Below are 18155 nucleotides of genomic sequence, written 5' to 3'. Positions count from 1 at the left end.
ATCACCTTCATTTCTATTCTAAAGGAATTTTAGATTTTTTCCAAACTAGCTGCAAAAACTTGATTAAAATATATACTCTAGCGATTCATTAGACATCTTCGCTCTGTTTATTTTTATTTCTTGAAATGCTTTACAAACTTATCGGATTTTTTGTCTTTTAAAGAATCAATCATTTTCCTTTTGGTAAAGAAAAGAGGTTTTATATGCGAACGTGAAAAAAATGGCACTTTATACTCGCTTTTGCTGTCTCGTTCATTTTATGGATTGGTGGCAATCTACTTTATAATAGTTTTTAAGTTGCTTCAGGGGCATGGCTTGATACATATTCTACTAATAAGGACGTGAATATGTATTAGCAAGTTTTTTTAATGAGGATTGAAGCGAAATACTATCCACTTCTTTTAACCAAGTTCATTCTTTCTTTAGTTGTGTTAATTGAGAAGAACAAGTGTTTATAAGTGAATCCTTTGCCTGTTTCTTTGTATGCTTCATTTCATTGCGCTAAAAAGTGATTGAATACAAAACGAGAACATCCGGTTGTTTTAGCAATTAGTATCTCTTGTTCTTTATTTGGATAGAGGCGAAACTTATACGCTTTATTGACTAACGTGCCTTCCACCTCCTCATTGGGCTATGCCCTCCACATTCCTTGAGGTGGGTATCTTCTCGCCTAAAAAGATAAAATCAAGATGAAAAGACAATTCCTTCAAAAAGAAAACGGCCCCTCATGCAGAGAGATGCCGTTTTCTTTAATCGATTATTTTTCTTCGTCTATAACTCTTAACATACGATTTAAAAATGCTGCTGCTTCCGCACGGCTTGCCGTTCCTTTTGGTAAGAATTGATTTTGATCATTTCCTTTAACAATTCCTAATCCATATACACGTTGCAGCGCTTTTTTATCATAAGCTGCATCTTGATCTATAAACGGAACTTCTTTTAATGCTCCAGTAATTCCTTTGCTTTGCAAGGCACGATCTACCATAATGACTACTTCTTCACGCGTAATCGTATCATTTGGTGCAAATATACCATTGCCTCGTCCATGAATGATACCAGCTGCCGCTGCTCGGTTTATGCCATCTACTAATGATGGATGTGCCAATCCAAGATCTTTAAAGTTTGATGTTCCTTCCGATAATTGTAAAGCTCGCGCAATTAACGCCGCAAATTCTGCACGTGTTACAAGGCGCTCTGGCCAATACGAACCTTTCCCATCTCCCGCCATAATACCTTTTTTCGCGAGCTCACGAATTTCGTGTTCATACCATTTTCCAGAGATATCATCTTTTTTCTTATTTTTCGTGTTATCTATAACTTCGGGCTCGTCTTTCTTCTCTTTTTGCTTGTTGTCTATAACTTCAGATTCATCTTTCTTCTCTTTTTCTTTGTTATCTATAACTGCTAAATCTACATCTTGAGGATCTTGAAATCCTTTTGGTGTAATAATATATTGTTTAGTTGTTTGCTTATCTTGAGGCACCTTTTCATTGTTATGATATACATGCAATCTGCTAGGCTCACTATGGAACACTTCGACTATATCTCCATAGTTAAACTTTACATTTTGTATTTTACTAACGAAATCTTTCGCCCCCACTTGTCCGCTTGTCGATACGGAGAGCTTTTCTTGTCTTGTATCTTTATCATATACTTTGAAAGAATAGTATGTTTCTGGAAAACGGTAATGAATTGTCTTCGTTACATCCGTCGTAATAGCTTTCAGTTGACGATTAGCATGAGAAATACTGATAATTGCACTATTCCAATCACTCAACCCTTGAAAGACTATACTATCCCCATAAGTTACTTTCATAGGGACAATAACCGCATTCTTATTACCTTCTTTATCAGCAATTTCAACCGTTACAGATGCTGAGTCAAATTGCCTCATATCTATACTTCTATTCCCTGTCAAATAAACGTTAGGTGAAAGATTCGTTACAAGCTTTGTTACGTCAATATCATTAATGGCTCCTATATCAACTGTAGTTGGAACTGGTATTCCTCCCATTGGAACTTGGTACTTTGAGACTCTTTCTTCCACAACTGGTCTTAAATCTCTTCCCTTCCATATTTCTTTTTGAAGTTTAGGTAAATGTTTAATCCTATTTTTTGTTTTTTCTGACGGCATCAAACCCCATATTTCAAAGAAAGGAGTTAAATCCCGATTTGCCACCTTGGATGCCATTGTTATAAACAGTTGTTTTTTCTCTTCATCCGATCCATCCCCTAATTCTTCCAGTGAAGTTAAACGATACATCTGATGCAACTTCGGATAAAAATTATCTCCAAAAGCTAAATCTAGCTGCCAAAACATCCCTAATTTCACGAAAAGATTATCAATCTGATCATAATTTTTTTCTGATTGAGGCTTCATTAAATAAAGAAATATATCGTTATATCGTTCTTCCGCTTCTAAACGTGAAGGATTCCCAAAAGCTCTTTGCACTGCCATACTGTAAATATTTACCGTAACCTCGGTTAAACCAGACCATTTCCATGTTTGTTGCCTTTGATGCCCTGCTTCATGCCATGGTCCCCATCCATCTTTTTCAAAGTGTTCTAAATCTAAAACATATTTCATAGCATCGGAAACATATCCAGTTCGATAGTTTGTCGCATACATCCAACCATCTTTTTTATTAAAATCTTCAACAAAATGAACGTAATGTGTATCAGCCTGTGCTACACCTGTATACTCCTCTGATACTCCTGATACTTTATCTTGAATTCGAATCGCTTCATCATGCTTACGCAATAACGGTGAGGGATCTTTTCCTCCTAAATATTGTTTAGCAGCTTTATACGTCACTGTGAATAAGCTTCTTTCTCCTTTTAATTCTACAGCATAAGCATTAGGGAACTTCTCTAACATTGCATCCCAATCTTCTTTCGTATGCTTTCCTAATTCGAAATATGGGATAGGCGTTCCACCACTTGATACAGTTACTTTTGTTTCTCCATTCAGATTAGCATTTTCAAAATATAGCATTCCACCTTTTGGAGCAGAAATTTCATTTTTCCCAGGTTTCAAATAAAATTTCTTAGGATTACCATCATAGGAATATGTGCCTATATATGCTTGAATATTTTGTTTTCCTTCAACATGGATTATTATTGTTTCATTTGGTTTAGCGTATAGCCCTGTTGGTTCAAATGGACTGAATGCAAAGGCACGCTGATGAATATTCGCAAGGTGATCGACATTCCCCTTTCCTTTCAAAAGAAAAGTACGCTCTTCTAATGTTGTTTCTATATTTTCTATCGACTCTGCTGCTGCTTTCGTTACTTCAAAGGTTCCGCTAGCAAATGGAACCCACAAAATATTGATTGCAAGCAATGTTTTATAAGTCATCGCGCCATACTTTTTTTTACTTTTTTTCATTCTTACTATCTTTCCTTTCTATCTTGTTGATTACATACAAAAAGCCGTTCCTTTAAGAGAATCTTATCATTGTAACATCTTCTCTAAAAAGAACAGGCTAAATTTTATAAATAAAAGGTTTATTATTACAAATAAAATCATGATGTATGAGTGTAAAAATAGTAAACTACTTTTACACTCATACATCATCCTGTCTAAAAAGAACGATCTTTTTAGACAGGATGAGTTTGGATTGGTAGTTTCTACATAAGGAATTTTCATCGGCAACAACATGTACTTAAATGCTCTTTGTTCATTATTATTTTCTTATATCGGTACTGTTTATACAATACGAATAAGTTCCTTTAACAAAAGGAAAATATAATTATTTCTCTTCACAATCCCAAAAACAGCGGAAACAAAAGAATAATCAAGATGAAGTGGCAAAAGAAATCATTTTAAAAGCATTGCGATTTAGAAAGCTGGAGAAAGGGGCCCGTCAAATTAAAATGACATGAGCGAGTCAATTTCAAGTTATCTACAATTTAAAGCATATACGTAGAATCATGAAAAAATACGGGATTGTTTGTCCGATTCGTAAGGCAAACCCTTATAAAAGAATGATGAAAGCGACGAAAGAACATCGCGTTGTACCCCATCTATTAAACCGGGAGTTCAAACAAAATCTCCCTGGAAAGGCGCTTCTAACAGATATTACTTATTTAGTGTATGGTAAGAGTAAGAGAGCTTATTTGTCTACAATTCTAGACGCATCCACTAACGAAATCTTAGCGTATCATGTTTCAAAACGACTTACGTTAGATCTAGCTACTCATATCCTGCTTAAACTAAAGAAAAATAAGAGAATCAAATTAGCTGAAGGTGCATTTATTTATTCAGATCAAGGAACTCACTACACAAGCCCTACCTATCAAAAATGAGTCAAGAAGTGTAAGTTAGGACAATCTATGTCGAGAAGAGGAAACTGTTGAGATAACGCCCCACAAGAATCATTTTTTGGTCATTTTACATGAAGCACATGTAAAGTCTTGTGAGTCTTTTGTGCAATTAGAAAATGAAATTAAGAACTACATGACGTATTACAATCATTATAGATATCAATGGAATTTAAAGAAGATGACCCCTGTTGAATACAGAAATCATCTTCTTGATGTTGCATAACTTTTTTTCAAAATATCCTTTACAAAGGGTACAGATTCAATCTGCTTTTTGTAAAAAAATTTGAGTAAAATTAAATATACTGATTACCGATTTAAGCGCGCTGATGAATCTTTTGACATCACACTATTAATCTCATCTTCTGAGACGAGATTTAAATCCCCTGTGATCGTCAATTTGAGTACACTAGCTGCAATCGCGAATTTAACCATTTTGTCTGGATCATACTCATGCAATGTTCCGTGAAGAAGCCCTGCACTGAATGCATCTCCAGCAGCAACTCCCTCCATTACGTGCATGTTATACACATCTGATTCATAGAATTGATCGCCTGTGAGAAGAATAGCTGACCAATGACTTTCTTCAACAGAGTAGATGTTTCTTAGCACACTAGCAACCATTTTACAGTTAGGATAACGTACAGTAACTTCTTTCATCGCTGCTTTGAATACCTCTTTCTGATCAATCCCTTTGGATGTGTCACCATCGAACGCTTTAATACCTAACGACGCTTCGAAATCTTCATCATTAGCAATACATATAGTAACATAGTTCATCAATTTAGACATCACTTGTTGGGAATGTCTTGGCGTCCACAGCTTGCTACGATAGTTCATATCACAGACAACTGGAATGTTATGCGCATGGCAGTATTCGCAAGCTTCGAACGTAGCAATTTCTAATTCCTTCGACAGCGCCGGAGTAACCCCTGAGAAATAAAAGTAATCGATATCAGCAAAAATTTGCTCCCAATTGAATTCATCATGATTCATCATGGAGAATGTGCTATAAGCCCGGTCATAGACGACGCTCGTCGAGCGAACGCTCGCCCCTTTTTCAAAGAAATAGATACCTAGACGACCGTCACCACGTAAAATTTTATTCGTCTCTACGCCATACTTTCTCAACGTATTTAACGCGTTTGTACCAAGTTGATTCGTAGGAATCTTAGTCAAATATGAAACTTCATCACCTAGTAAAGCTAAGGAGACGGCAACATTTGCTTCAGAACCACCGTAAGTGCCTTCAAACAAATTAGTCTGCAAAATCCGCTCATTCCCTGTTGGTTTCAACCGTAACATTATTTCACCAAAAGTTAGTACTTTCATCATTTATACTCCTTTCCTTTGATTATATTCATCTTGTCTACATATTGCTTAGCAATTTCTGTTACCTTGGCAAAATCGCCTTTCTCAGCAGGAGCCATCAGATTACCACCGATCCCTACTGCAATAACGCCTGCTTTGAACCATGTCTCCATATTGTCTAGACCAACGCCACCAGTTGGCATAATATTAATATGTGGCAAAGGTCCTTTCACCGATTTCACCATCGACGGTCCGAATGCATCTCCTGGAAACAATTTAATAATGTCTACTCCTGCCTTCGTTGCTGTAATCATCTCATTAATTGTCATACATCCAGACATATAAGGAATATGATATAGGTTACATATCTCTGCCGTTACTGCATCAAAAGCTGGGCTAACAATGAATTGCGCCCCTGCCATAATGGCAATTCGTGCCGTTACTGCATCCAATACAGTCCCTGCACCTATCACAACTTCTGGATCATTCGCATATTTGGCAGCCATTTCTGCAATAACTTGATCTGCTTGAGGAACAGTAAAGGTTAATTCAATTCCTTTGAGCCCTCCAGCAATGACAGCTTCTGCCCCCTGCAAGGCTTCCTCTTTAGAAGCCCCACGAATTACAGCGATAACTGGGTTTTGCACTACTTTATTTAAAATTTCTTGCTTCTTCATCAGAAAACACATCCAATTCTATTTCTAAATATTGTCTTATTTTCACAAGAAAGATAATTAATTAGCTCACTTTGAAAGTGTTATCGAACAATTTAGCATAGATCGCTGTCCACGATTTTTTGTCCTCATCTTTTTGAGCTTATCTTCGATTATCTGATTTGCTTGACGATAACAAAATGTTTCCCATTCCCTATAAGCCATAGACAATCAAAGGTGATTTAAACTTTATTTAATCGTAAAAGAGTTCTTATCGACCATCTTCTCCAATTGTCCCATCTGTATGATTTTTGTAGATGTTATTTGAATTTCTACCATAATTAATAATTAGATAAATAGACTCAATACTAATACAGCAAGTAAACCTACAACAGAGTTAGTCAATTCCAAGAGACCCCAAGTTTTGAACGTATCTTTCATCGAAATACCAAATGTCTCTTTGAACAACAAAAAACCTCCATCATACATCAATGTTATCGTGTTAGAGCCACATGCTACAGCTAGTACCATCAAAGCTGGGTTCAAGTTAAATTGCGTAACCAATGGAGCTACCATACCTGCTGACGTAATCGCAGCAACAGCACCTTGCCCAGTAAGGATACGAATGATAGCTGTAATAATCCATGCAATAATAAATGGTGATACTGGAATGTTACTTACCAGGTTAACGATGTGATCAGATACGCCACTATCGATAATAACTTGTTTTAGAATACCACCAGCTGTAATAACTATCAGAACGTCGGCAATTTGCGCTACACCTTGGCTCATCGTCTTAGTCATATCAGTCATATTTTTACCTCGACGAAAACCAAGCAAGATCATAGCTGCGAACAAGGCAATCAACATCGAAATTTCTGCTGAACCAACAAAGGTCAGAATATGCCCCGTCACTGAGTCTTTCCCAACAACCGGTTTAACAATGGACGAAATAATCATCAGAATGGCTGGAATCAGAGGAATCGTAATTGAAGTGCCAAAGGATGGCAATTGATTTTTAGGAATTTCATCCACTGGTTTCAACATAGAATCCAAAGGCATTTTATTCAATCCTGGAATCAGGCGAGGCAGAATAATGCCTGCGCAAATCAATGAAGGAATGATAACAACGATACCCCAAATATAAACTTGAGAGATATCTGCATTGAACGCTGCTACGAGGGCTACAGGTCCAGGTTGAGGTGGAAACAGGCTGTGTCCCATTGTTGCCCCGACAACGGTCGGAATAATCAAGCGCATATACGGTATATTCGCTTTTTTAGCAATATTAAGTATGAGTGGCACGGCGATCAAGAAGGCTACTTCATAGAACATCGCAATCCCGAAAATGACTCCAATAACCAGTAATCCAACTGCTAAATATTTCGTACCACATTTGACAATAATAGTATCAGCAATTTGTTGGCTTGCACCACTATCTGTCATAATTTTACCAACAACAGCTCCGAAGATGATAATCAAGGCAAGGTGGCCAAAAATACCACCCATTCCTTGTTCAACGGTTTCGACAATGCCTTGAATCGGCATTCCTTCCATGATAGCAACAAAGATGCCTACAACGAGAAGTGAAATTACATTATGCAATTTGAACTTCAGGTTAAAGAACATCAATAATGCGATACCTACAACTATCCATAAGAGTGATACCCCTTGTGTCATTATATTTCCCTCCGCCTAGTCAAGGTTTATTGTGAACATCATTTATTGTAAAATGGAAAATAAATTATTTCCCTCGTTTTTCTAATGATTCCCATATACCTGTTAGGTACATAGCACCTAAAGCACGGTCGTACAATCCGTATCCCGGACGTCCCGTTTCTCCCCAGATCATACGTCCATGGTCCGGACGGATATACCCATCAAAACCGTTATCATAGAGTGCTTCCATGATGCGGAATAGATCGAGCGATCCACAAGGTGAATAGTGAGCTGATTCGTAGCAGTCTTTTCCATTACCAATAAATTTCACATTACGAACATGAGCGAAAGGAATACGGCCACGTTTTGTAAATTCAGCAACGATGGAGACAACATCATTCTCTGGATCTTCACCGACGGAGCCTGTGCAGAGCGTAATACCGTTATAAGGCGAATCTACCATATTGCAAATAAAGTTCAAATCATCACGATTCTTCACAATCCGTGGCAAACCAAAGATAGAGTAAGGCGGATCATCAGGGTGAATTGCCATTTTGATATCCACTTCTTCACAGACTGGAATGACTTGCTCTAGGAAGTATTTTAAGTTTATACGCAAATCATCTTCTGTAATCCCTTGGTAGTGTTCAATTAATTTCGTAACATGGGCCAAACGTTCTGGTTCCCATCCAGGTAATATTGTATTTTTGTTCTTAGAAATAACTTCTCGTGCCACTTCTTCCGGTGACTTTTGCACACCTTTCAGGAAAAATGCCATCGTTGTTGATCCGTCTTCAAGACTATAATCCATTTCTGTCTTCATCCAGTCAAATACAGGCATGAAGTTGTAACAAATTACTTTAATCCCAATTTTAGCCAACCGACGAACTGTCTCTTTGTAGTTCTCAATATATTTGTCACGAGTTGACAAACCCAGTTTGATATCTTCATGGATGTTAACAGACTCAATGACTTCAAGCTCCAATCTATGCTTCACGACGTAATCTTTCATAGCTTGAATCTTATCCATTGGCCAAACTTCACCAACAGGAACGTCAAACAAAGCACCGACAACTCCTGTTATTCCTGGAGTCTGGCGGATATACTCAATTTTTACAGGATCATCTTTCTCACCGTAATGACGCATTGTCATCTTCATTTCCATGTCATCTCCTCTAAGTATTTAGTGACATTATTCAGTCACATATTTGTGTAATGTACTTCTAACAGAACCTTGATCTTGGATCATTTCAATGAAATATTGTTCAATCAAATCAGACATTCCAATTGCACAAAGATTCAAACCAAAAATCACCTCATTGGATAATATTGGATTCAAGCATTCATGTATCAATGTTTTATCGTTCATGCCGATCTCAATCTTACCGACATAATCTTGCAATTCTTCTAACAATGGATCTGGGCTTACTTCGAACGATTGAAGCTCGTCATTAATCCCCATCAAGTAACGCAGCCAGCCAGCGATCACTAACGGAATGTATTTTAAATCTTCTACCTTTACTTCCGAAGATTTAACATAGTTCTTGATTGTCTCACCGAAACGAATGCCGACTTTTTGTGAAGTATCAGATGCAATTCTTTGAGGTGTATCTGGAATATTAGGATTCGAGAAGCGTTTTTCGATAACTTCTTTGATAAAGTCTTTTGGATCGATAATTCCTGGGTTTTCAACAACCTTCAATCCTTCGGAACCAATTTTGTCAATCAATTTACGCAAATCAGCATCTTGGGACTCATCATAAATTCGGTTAAATCCTAAGAGTGAACCATATACTGCTAATGCCGTGTGTAGCGGATTCAAGCAAGTACATACTTTCATCAAATCTGCTTTATTCACAGTATCACGATCTGTTAAGATAACACCCGCTTCTTCCAATGCTGGACGACCATTTGGAAAATGATCTTCGACGACCAAATAATGGATTTTTTCGGTGTTTACGAAGGAAGCAAGTTTCATGCCCTGTTTCTCAGATACGAATGGCATCATATCTTCGATCCCTTCGGCTTCAAGCTCCTTCGCAATATCTTCATTAGGTATTGGAGTAATGCGATCAATCATCGAGAATGGATAACTTATTTTCCTCTCTTCTGATACATAGTTTAAAAACTTCTTATCTACAAATCCTAGCTCAAGCCAGCCATTAGCAATGGTCATAATCGCCTCTTTCAAACGTTGACCATTATGGGAAAAGTTATCTGTAGATACAAGCGCTAAGGGAATTTCTTTTTTCAAATAACGTCGGTATACAAAATAAGTCAATTGACCCATTGGGGAAATCAATTTCTCAATTACAGGTCCAGTCTTAATATCTTTCGCTGCTTGTGATGACAGATTACCATGAGAATCTCTAGTAACATATCCTTTCTCTGTAATCGTAAGCGTAACCAGTTTCAGACTTTCAGCCTCGAAAATTTCTCTCAAACAATTAATATCTTCTTGATATCCCAAGAACAGGCTCTCAGCCGTACTTGCAATCAATTCTTTATCAAAATTTCCATCAGCTTCCATCGTAACTGTTAGCGAACGATTTTGATTTTTCCTATAAACTTCATTGATAATGTCTTCACCAAAGGTTTCAACCAGAACGATACCAGTCTTTAACCTTTGTTGATTCAACAAATCCGAAGCGATTTTTGCATGGAAACAACGATATAAATTTCCTCCTCCAAAGTGAACCCATTCAGGCGTCTTTTTTGTTTGTACACGTACTTCTTCTTGATCAAAAGATGGAACAATGATGTTATTTTCATCAAATTCCGAACGTTTGGTTAGATAATCATCGATGATCTTCATCATACCTCTCCATTCATCACTCTTTATAGTTTAATTGTTTCCATATAAGAAACAAGGTTTCTTATATGGTTAAAGTATATATTTTTACAAACCGAAATGCAATCGTTTTCAAAAAACTGTCACATTTATACTCTGTTTGAGAGAAATGCAATAAAAAAACAGAATGGAATGTTCCATTCTGTTTTTAGGTCATTACAGACTTAATTTACCTATAATTTTTTCTCTATTTTATCTTTCGTTAATAACAGTGAATCAATGATATCTCCCCTCAAATTATCATTCATACGATACTTCGGTACACTGATACTGATTGCCCCATGGTTCTTACCAAACTTCGTCAGAGCGATTGCTACACATTGGACACCGAGTTCATATTCTTCATTATCTACCGCATACTTTCTCTTTCGAATACGCTCTATCTCTGCCATGAAATGTTCAAAATTCGTAATAGTATTCTCTGTATACCGAATAATCTCAGCTGCATGATAATAATTATATATCTCTTGATTAGGTTTCGCAGCGAGTGTCGCTTTTCCCATTGCGGAAGCATACAAAGGAATTGTCTGTCCAACACGAGAACGCAAGTTAACCGGTGAAACGGCTTCATATTTCCGTAAATACATCATACGTCCATTTTGTTCAATACCTAAATGTAACGTCTCCCCAAATTTCGAATGAAGTTCCTCCATTATCGGTGCAGTAATCGTCTCAATATTGAATTGCTTTGTTGCCACAGCTCCATATCCAATCAAGCGGCTCCCCATCGTAAATCGATTCGTGAGCTCATCTCTCATTACTAAATTCAAGTCAAGGAGGGAATTCATGATTTTCGATGCAGTTCCTTTGTTTATCTTCAGAACAGTACAAATTTCCATCAAGGTCACCGGTGTCTCAATATCTCTTAAATAATCTATAATTTCAACTGCCTTATATAAAACACTCCCGTACCTTTTCTTCTCTGACACAGCAACTCTTCCTCCGTTCCCAACTGTATAGTAAATTAAATAATTTACATTATATCATAAAATCATACTTATTAAAGGGGGAGGCAATCCCTTTCTTTTCCCCTTTATATGGATGAAAAAATACTTTGTAGGAAAGGAAACTTACTAATTTTCTTCTATCAAGGATGATTCTTTTTGATATTTTACGTAAAAAAGAGGTTGTCCAGAGTAGTTATTCAGCTACTTTGGGGACAACCTCTTTTAATACTATTAAACTATTTATATGATAAATTTAAATTATGTTTTTCTGTCCAATATTTTTGATTGCTAGTATCAAACGAAAACTCAATCCATCCATTTGGATCTTCACGATAAATATTTACAATCGATCCAGTAGACAATCTACCCACCTTATTTTGTTCTGGAGTAATATTTTCACTTCTAATTTTACCATTGAATGGAAATGGTATTTGATAATAATGTGCTGATGATTTTACCGTAGCTTTTGTCCCAGCTGGATACAACTTATATGGAATTGCCGATGGTAACGCATCAACATTTAATATACTTGGATTTTTTGAAAGCCTTTTTGCATACATATAGTCTTCTGCCTTAAAAGGCTTAATACGCTCCATAATATTTGCAATTTTAGGAGCCCATTCTTTATCTGTTGCATACTTAACATTCATACCCGTTAACGTTGGGCCATTATAATACATTCCTGTTTTTTCTAAGTAACGCGCACGTACATAATTTGCATTATAAGCAATACTTTCTCCATAACTTTGTAAATATTTCGCATTTCCAAATGGATCCCAATCATATGCACGTAATCCAAATAAGTTGTGTTTTCGATATGCAATTTCAGATTTTCCATAACCCGATTCCAAAATAGCATGTGCAGCTAAATATAATGCATTCACCCCATGATTATTTTGCGCTTCAATAAAGTCTTGTCCATGTCCTACTAATGGGCTATCAGGATGGTATCTTGCAATAAAGTTATCAATCTCTTTACCTGTAATATTGGAAGCTAATGTTAAATCTAATTCTACATATGATTTAGCAGTAATATTGTGTTTCGCATTTTCTCCTGGCTTTTTATCCATTACACGTAACATACGATTTAAAAATGCTGCTGCTTCCGCGCGGCTTGCCGTTCCTTTTGGTAAGAATTGATTTTGATCATTTCCTTTAACAATTCCTAATCCATATACACGTTGCAGCGCTTTTTTATCATAAGCTGCATCTTGATCTATAAATGGAGCTTCTTTTAATGCTCCAGTAATTCCTTTGCTTTGCAAAGCACGATCTACCATAATGACTACTTCTTCACGCGTAATCGTATCGTTTGGTGCAAATATACCATTGCCTCGACCATGAATGATACCAGCTGCCGCTGCTCGGTTTATGCCATCTACTAATGATGGATGAGCTAAACTAAGATCCTTAAAATTCGATTTCCCTTCTGGTAATTGTAAAGAACGTGTAATTAAAGCAGCAAATTCTGCACGTGTTACAAGACGCTCTGGCCAATATGAGCCCTTTCCATCTCCCGCCATAATACCTTTTTTCGCGAGCTCACGAATTTCGTGTTCATACCATTTCCCAGAAATATCGTCTTTTCGGTGAACCTCTTCTTTATTTGAGATTACAGCGGGCTTATTTTTTTCATAATAACTTTTCGCACCATTTAAAAAAGCTGGCCATGTCCCTCTTGCAATTATTTTTGCTGGACAATTTTTTCCACTCCAATGTTGATGTTTCTTTACATTATCTATTGGAATATTTAATTCCTGCATTAAATAAGCTGTCAATTTGCGAGCATTTTCTACTGCTTTCTCATAGTTTCCATCCTGATTTACAGCAATTTCAATTCCAATTGATTGTCTATTTCCAGTCCCGTTTGTTCCATCACCTGCATGCCATCCATTTTCATTTAAAGGTAAATGTTGGTAAATCTCTTTGTCATCTACTGTAAAATGCCATGATGCACCGCGACTTGTACTTCCTGTCGCTTGATTCATCAAATATTTAGCATGATTTTTTGCATCCGCACCTCTTCTTTCATTAGCAGTTTCGTGGATTGTGATATAACGAGGGTCCATAGCATAACCTGGGCGAATTTGTGGATTTCCTTTTGGAACAATCCATTCAGTAAACTTCACACCATATATATTCCCCACATTTAAGCTTGATGGCGCGTATTGAAGAGAAGCATCTTCTTTATAATTGACTGTAGACTGAATAAGAGAGGCCTTTGTTCCTTCAAATTTTGCAGATGACGAATGAATCCACTTTATCCCATTAGACGTTTGAATTTGAAACCATTCTCCAGCTTGTGTAATCGCCTCAACAGATTGAGGTTGTAAAACATCATTCTCTTTGAATGCATGAAATGGTGCTGAATATACAGATGTTACTTCTTTAATTTGTATTTTTTTTGTATCTTTCGGTAAAGAATATACTTCTCGTTCTTCAAGAACATTCTCTTTATTTTGTACCCAACCTTTTACAGAATCAGTTTCAATATAATACCAGTTTTCTTTTTTCTTAGTTGCTTTTACTACCTGTTGAGATACTTGATGTATAATTGGAGTATTTAAATCATAAGAAGAATATATAGGCATTTCTTTTGGAATATATACAAGAAAATCGCCTTGTATTTCACCATTTTCTCCTATTTTTTCACCTTTTCCATCTTCATCTTTCATATGTTCTTCTATACTTTTCAGCACCTGTATATCATAAGATATTGCTTCATCTAATTGTTTTACAGAGGAAGCTGAAGCTGCAAATGCAGGTGTTGCGGTCATTCCTCCCTGAAGTACCACTGTCATCGCTAAAACATTTAAAATCTTCTTTTTTATCATCATTGTTACACGAAATATCCTATTTATTTCGTGTTTGATACCTCCTTCTCCTAAGCAACATGCTATTTATTTATGAAACAAGCAATTATATAGTCGTATATCTTTCTTATAAAATGAAACTTTAATCAGAGAAGGGGTTCTTTTTCTCCCTCTGATTAACAGCTCTACTTCCACCTTATCATCTTGAGGTGGAAGTCTTCCTGCTCTAAAATAGCAGGATAAACAAAAGCGATTTTTACGTTATACTGCCTTTTTCTTAGAAGAGTCTTCACTTAAAATTCCTATAACTTTACATACTAAACTATCATTGATATCGTAGTAAATTTCTACTCCTTTTCTTCTTCCATATATTAATTGATGCATTCTTAATTTTGTTAAATGTTGTGATAGTGTCGATTGTGCCATATTAAGCTCTTTATAAATTTGCTTTCCATTTTTTGAATCACCCTCCATTAATAGATTCAATATTCTTAAACGATCCGGATGTGCCATAATTTTTAACTTATCTGCAAAATCCTCTAACTTATCTGCAAAACCTCTATATTTTTCTAGATTTTTCATTATAACCATAATCCTTTCATCTTAATATATAATTAAAAAGCTCAAAACAGATTAGAATTACCATATAGATGTAAATCACACGCAGTAGCTTTAGCCTTTACAAAGCCACTAGTATTAGTACAAGTAATATACTACAATTAATTATTTTATTTTTATATAATAAAAACTCCTTTTTACAAAGGGAATTTTATTATAATTGCATTTACCCCAACGGAAAAAATCTCCCCGTTCAATATGAGAATCATCTTTTGAAAACCGTCCACTTTCTTTTTCATGTTCTTTACAAAGAATAACATCTATCATTTAGAGATGTTATTCTTCTTCATCTATATTTTTGTTACAAACCAAAAAACCCCCCCTTATAAAATTCACATAATTCTCACAAATCACACGATAAACTCTTCACAATTCAATCTATAATAAATGTATAAGTACTACTCCCTAATTGACTTAGCTTGTCTAGTTATACCCCCGTCCTGAATATACGAAAAAAGAACTTGTAGCGAGCTACAAGTTCTTTTTTCGTATATATCATTTAAAAGATGATTTTTTTACTATATTGTTTGCCAACTAATAAGTCATACTGAATCAATTTATATTGTTCTAACATTTCTTTTTGCTTATTTGTTAATTTTTTAATATGTGTTCCATCTTGATTCACTTTTAATTCGTCCCTTAAAACTGGTATTTCTTCATATAATTTAGATAAAAATTGATAAAACGCTGGTTTCTTCAACTCTGCATAATCAAATACAAGATTAGAAAAATAAACCGGACTAACTCGTCCTAAATTGTCATTTGGTAAGTTAAAGTTGGCATATAGTAATAATGGTGTTTCAGCCATTGCTAGCCGTTCCTTAACAGATGTTTCATTCTCAATATATCCAGCTTCTTTATAAAGGGATTTATTTGTTCCTAACGACGGGAGATGATCTCCAAAGAAGACTAATATGGTTGGTTTACCCAACTTATCTAACTCTTCTATTAAATATTGTAATGCTTCATCAGAACGTCGTATTCCTTCCGTATAGGTCTCTAATTCCGCTTTAGACGCATCCTCTGTTAAACCATGTATTTCCGTTCTATTTTCTCCAAATCTTCCTGGAGTAAATGGAAAATGATTTTGCATCGTTACAGCATGAATAAATGTAGGTTGTGTCCTACGCTTTAATTCCTCTATTATCTCTTTACTCATGGATATATCACTAATATAATCTCCGTCAATGTCTGTATATTTCATCGTATCTTCTGCATGAAATGTATCAAATCCTAACACATGATATACTGTATCTCGTTTAAAGAAACTCCGACCATAACTATGAATTGCTGTTGCATAATAGCCCTCTTTCTTCAAACTACTTACAATAGACGGAACTTCATTTTGATTTGTAATGGCTTGTTGATACGGTATCGATCCAGGCTTCAAAAAGCTCATCGAATAACTTGTCAATGCTTCAAATTCCGTATTCGCTGTATTTCCTCCAAATGTAGGAGAAATGGTTTGTCCTCCTGGAAAGTTCTCTATATAATGATGTAAATGAGGAATTGGATCTTCACTAAATGATAAATTCATCAATTTCGTTGGATCCCAAAAAGCCTCACTCATAATGTATATAACATTCGGCTTCGCCTCATTGTTTTGTTCCCCTATATTCTCTCCATACTTTTTCTTTATATCATTTGCAATTTGAACCATTTTCTCTTTGGAATACCCTTTTGGCTCTTCCATAATTGTTGTATCTAAATTACTTATAAAGCCTAATACAAAACCATTATTTGCATAGTTCTCATTTTGATTCCACAAAATAAATTCTACGCCCCACTTTTGAAACAGTTTGCTCATAAATGTATTCGTATAATTACTGTACACATATAAAATAAAAATAGAAGCAATGATTCCAAAAAGCCTCATGCTAATAGGTACTTTGACAGGTTCCGTATGTTTTCGAATATATAAGAGCAATAGAATACTTAATGCAATACAGATAACCCCTAATAATACATATTTCCATTCTAAAGGTTCTAATACCATTGGAATGACAGATTTTAAATGGACAATTTGCGTAAAATCAGCAGGATAAAGAGGATCACCTCTAAACAGTATTTTCAAATAATTTACAATCGCAAATATAATTAACGAACAACTTGTCAAAACGGTGCTCAAAAACAGTTTTCCAAGCAGGTGGTATACAAGAAGATATAGGACATAAACAACAATTACACTCAATACAAAATGTCCCACATGCCAATATATCCAACTAAATACATACAGTATATCAAAATGGCTTTGTATGGCTAAAAAAGCTAAACAAATTGTATGCGCTACCAAAAAAAGGTAGCCATACAGTTGAATCATCTGCATGATTCCATTTCGCTCTTTATTTCTTGTACGTATGACATATAATAGCCCAACCCATAGACCAATCGTCACCACGGTGAAAGGGAGTTTTTCATTCAAAAATTCCTTTCCTTTATCGAATTCAAAAAACTTTAAAATCATAAATAGGAATGTTACCAATAATAATGCCAACATTCCACTATGAATAGTGGAAATCAATGTATTCGTATGTTTTCTCGGTTGCTGAAGTGAAAACTTATACTTCAATGTTCTCCCTCTTTTCTTACAATTGATTTCACCCCGCATCAGTAAGAACCATTCTCTTCATAATCAAATATATTATATTTCAAGCTAGGAGCCCGTACGCTTTCTTCTATTATACACATGAAGTCTGCATTATACTCCAAAATTATAATTAGAACTTTTCATTTCACCGTTTTGTTTGCACAAATAAGTAAAGTATTTCATTTTATCCCACTATTTTAAGGCAGTAGCATCTCGATTGATGAAGACTTATAACAGGTGTGAGCTAAATTCCTCACAAGTTTTGCTTTATAAAATATTATTGTAAAATCCACACTGATGTAATTTTTACTTTATGATATAATGCAATTATGTTTTGGATAGGCTTAATGAGATTAGGACTTTATCACGAAATAAATAAAGAAAGAAACAAAA

General features: G+C 35.5%; 10 protein-coding genes and 3 pseudogenes. 1 reads left to right on the top strand and 12 read right to left on the bottom strand.

Going from position 1 to position 18155, the window contains the following annotated elements:
• Positions 1–339: 339 nt before the first annotated feature.
• Positions 340–619, bottom strand: a pseudogene (locus tag MR056_RS10780) (helix-turn-helix domain-containing protein); the annotation flags it as partial.
• A 138-nt stretch (positions 620–757) separates the two neighbouring features.
• Positions 758–3388: a M60 family metallopeptidase gene (locus MR056_RS10775; RefSeq protein ID WP_012095904.1), complete on the bottom strand. Its 2631-nt coding sequence runs from the start codon at positions 3386–3388 to the stop codon at positions 758–760.
• A 353-nt stretch (positions 3389–3741) separates the two neighbouring features.
• Here MR056_RS10775 and MR056_RS10770 point away from each other — a divergent pair.
• Positions 3742–4549, top strand: a pseudogene (locus MR056_RS10770) (IS3 family transposase); the annotation flags it as partial.
• Positions 4550–4632: 83 nt separating this feature from the next.
• On the opposite strand, the gene MR056_RS10765 reads toward MR056_RS10770, so the two are convergent.
• The 10 genes and pseudogenes from MR056_RS10765 to MR056_RS10720 all read right to left on the bottom strand — a co-directional run bounded on the left by MR056_RS10765 (position 4633) and on the right by MR056_RS10720 (position 17744).
• The gene (locus MR056_RS10765) at positions 4633–5655 is read right to left on the bottom strand and encodes a sugar kinase (RefSeq protein ID WP_087095469.1); all 1023 of its coding nucleotides are present in this window, start codon (positions 5653–5655) and stop codon (positions 4633–4635) included.
• A complete protein-coding gene (locus tag MR056_RS10760; protein ID WP_087095470.1) occupies positions 5655–6311 on the bottom strand; it encodes a bifunctional 4-hydroxy-2-oxoglutarate aldolase/2-dehydro-3-deoxy-phosphogluconate aldolase in 657 nt (218 codons plus the stop codon). Before MR056_RS10760 ends, MR056_RS10765 begins: the two co-directional genes overlap by 1 nt.
• A gap of 324 nt (positions 6312–6635) precedes the next feature.
• Positions 6636–7967, bottom strand: a complete 1332-nt coding sequence (locus tag MR056_RS10755) for a gluconate:H+ symporter (protein WP_087095471.1) — start codon at positions 7965–7967, stop codon at positions 6636–6638.
• Positions 7968–8031: 64 nt separating this feature from the next.
• Complete coding sequence (gene uxuA, locus MR056_RS10750) at positions 8032–9105, bottom strand: mannonate dehydratase (protein WP_087095488.1); 1074 nt, start codon at positions 9103–9105, stop codon at positions 8032–8034.
• 33 nt (positions 9106–9138) lie between these two features.
• Positions 9139–10761 (bottom strand): mannitol dehydrogenase family protein, encoded by a 1623-nt coding sequence (locus tag MR056_RS10745; protein WP_239430989.1) that lies wholly within the window; start codon positions 10759–10761, stop codon positions 9139–9141.
• Positions 10762–10970: 209 nt separating this feature from the next.
• Entirely contained in the window at positions 10971–11726 is a 756-nt protein-coding gene (locus MR056_RS22415; protein ID WP_087095473.1) for an IclR family transcriptional regulator, read from the bottom strand.
• Positions 11727–11980: 254 nt separating this feature from the next.
• The gene (locus MR056_RS22655) at positions 11981–13432 is read right to left on the bottom strand and encodes an S-layer homology domain-containing protein (protein ID WP_375293713.1); all 1452 of its coding nucleotides are present in this window, start codon (positions 13430–13432) and stop codon (positions 11981–11983) included.
• 15 nt (positions 13433–13447) lie between these two features.
• Positions 13448–13813: pseudogene (locus tag MR056_RS22650) on the bottom strand (peptidoglycan recognition protein family protein); the annotation flags it as partial.
• Positions 13814–14818: 1005 nt separating this feature from the next.
• Complete coding sequence (locus tag MR056_RS10725; protein ID WP_012095908.1) at positions 14819–15139, bottom strand: ArsR/SmtB family transcription factor; 321 nt, start codon at positions 15137–15139, stop codon at positions 14819–14821.
• Positions 15140–15674: 535 nt separating this feature from the next.
• The gene (locus tag MR056_RS10720; RefSeq protein WP_012095909.1) at positions 15675–17744 is read right to left on the bottom strand and encodes an LTA synthase family protein; all 2070 of its coding nucleotides are present in this window, start codon (positions 17742–17744) and stop codon (positions 15675–15677) included.
• Between the last annotated feature and the right edge of the window lie 411 nt (positions 17745–18155).

The sequence above is a fragment of the Bacillus cereus group sp. BfR-BA-01360 genome (genome assembly GCF_022663595.1).
In the GTDB taxonomy this organism is placed as follows: Bacteria; Bacillota; Bacilli; order Bacillales; family Bacillaceae_G; genus Bacillus_A; species Bacillus_A cytotoxicus.
The sequence above is the reverse complement of the archived record's forward strand: the minus strand, read 5'-3'. Positions and strand labels throughout refer to the sequence as shown.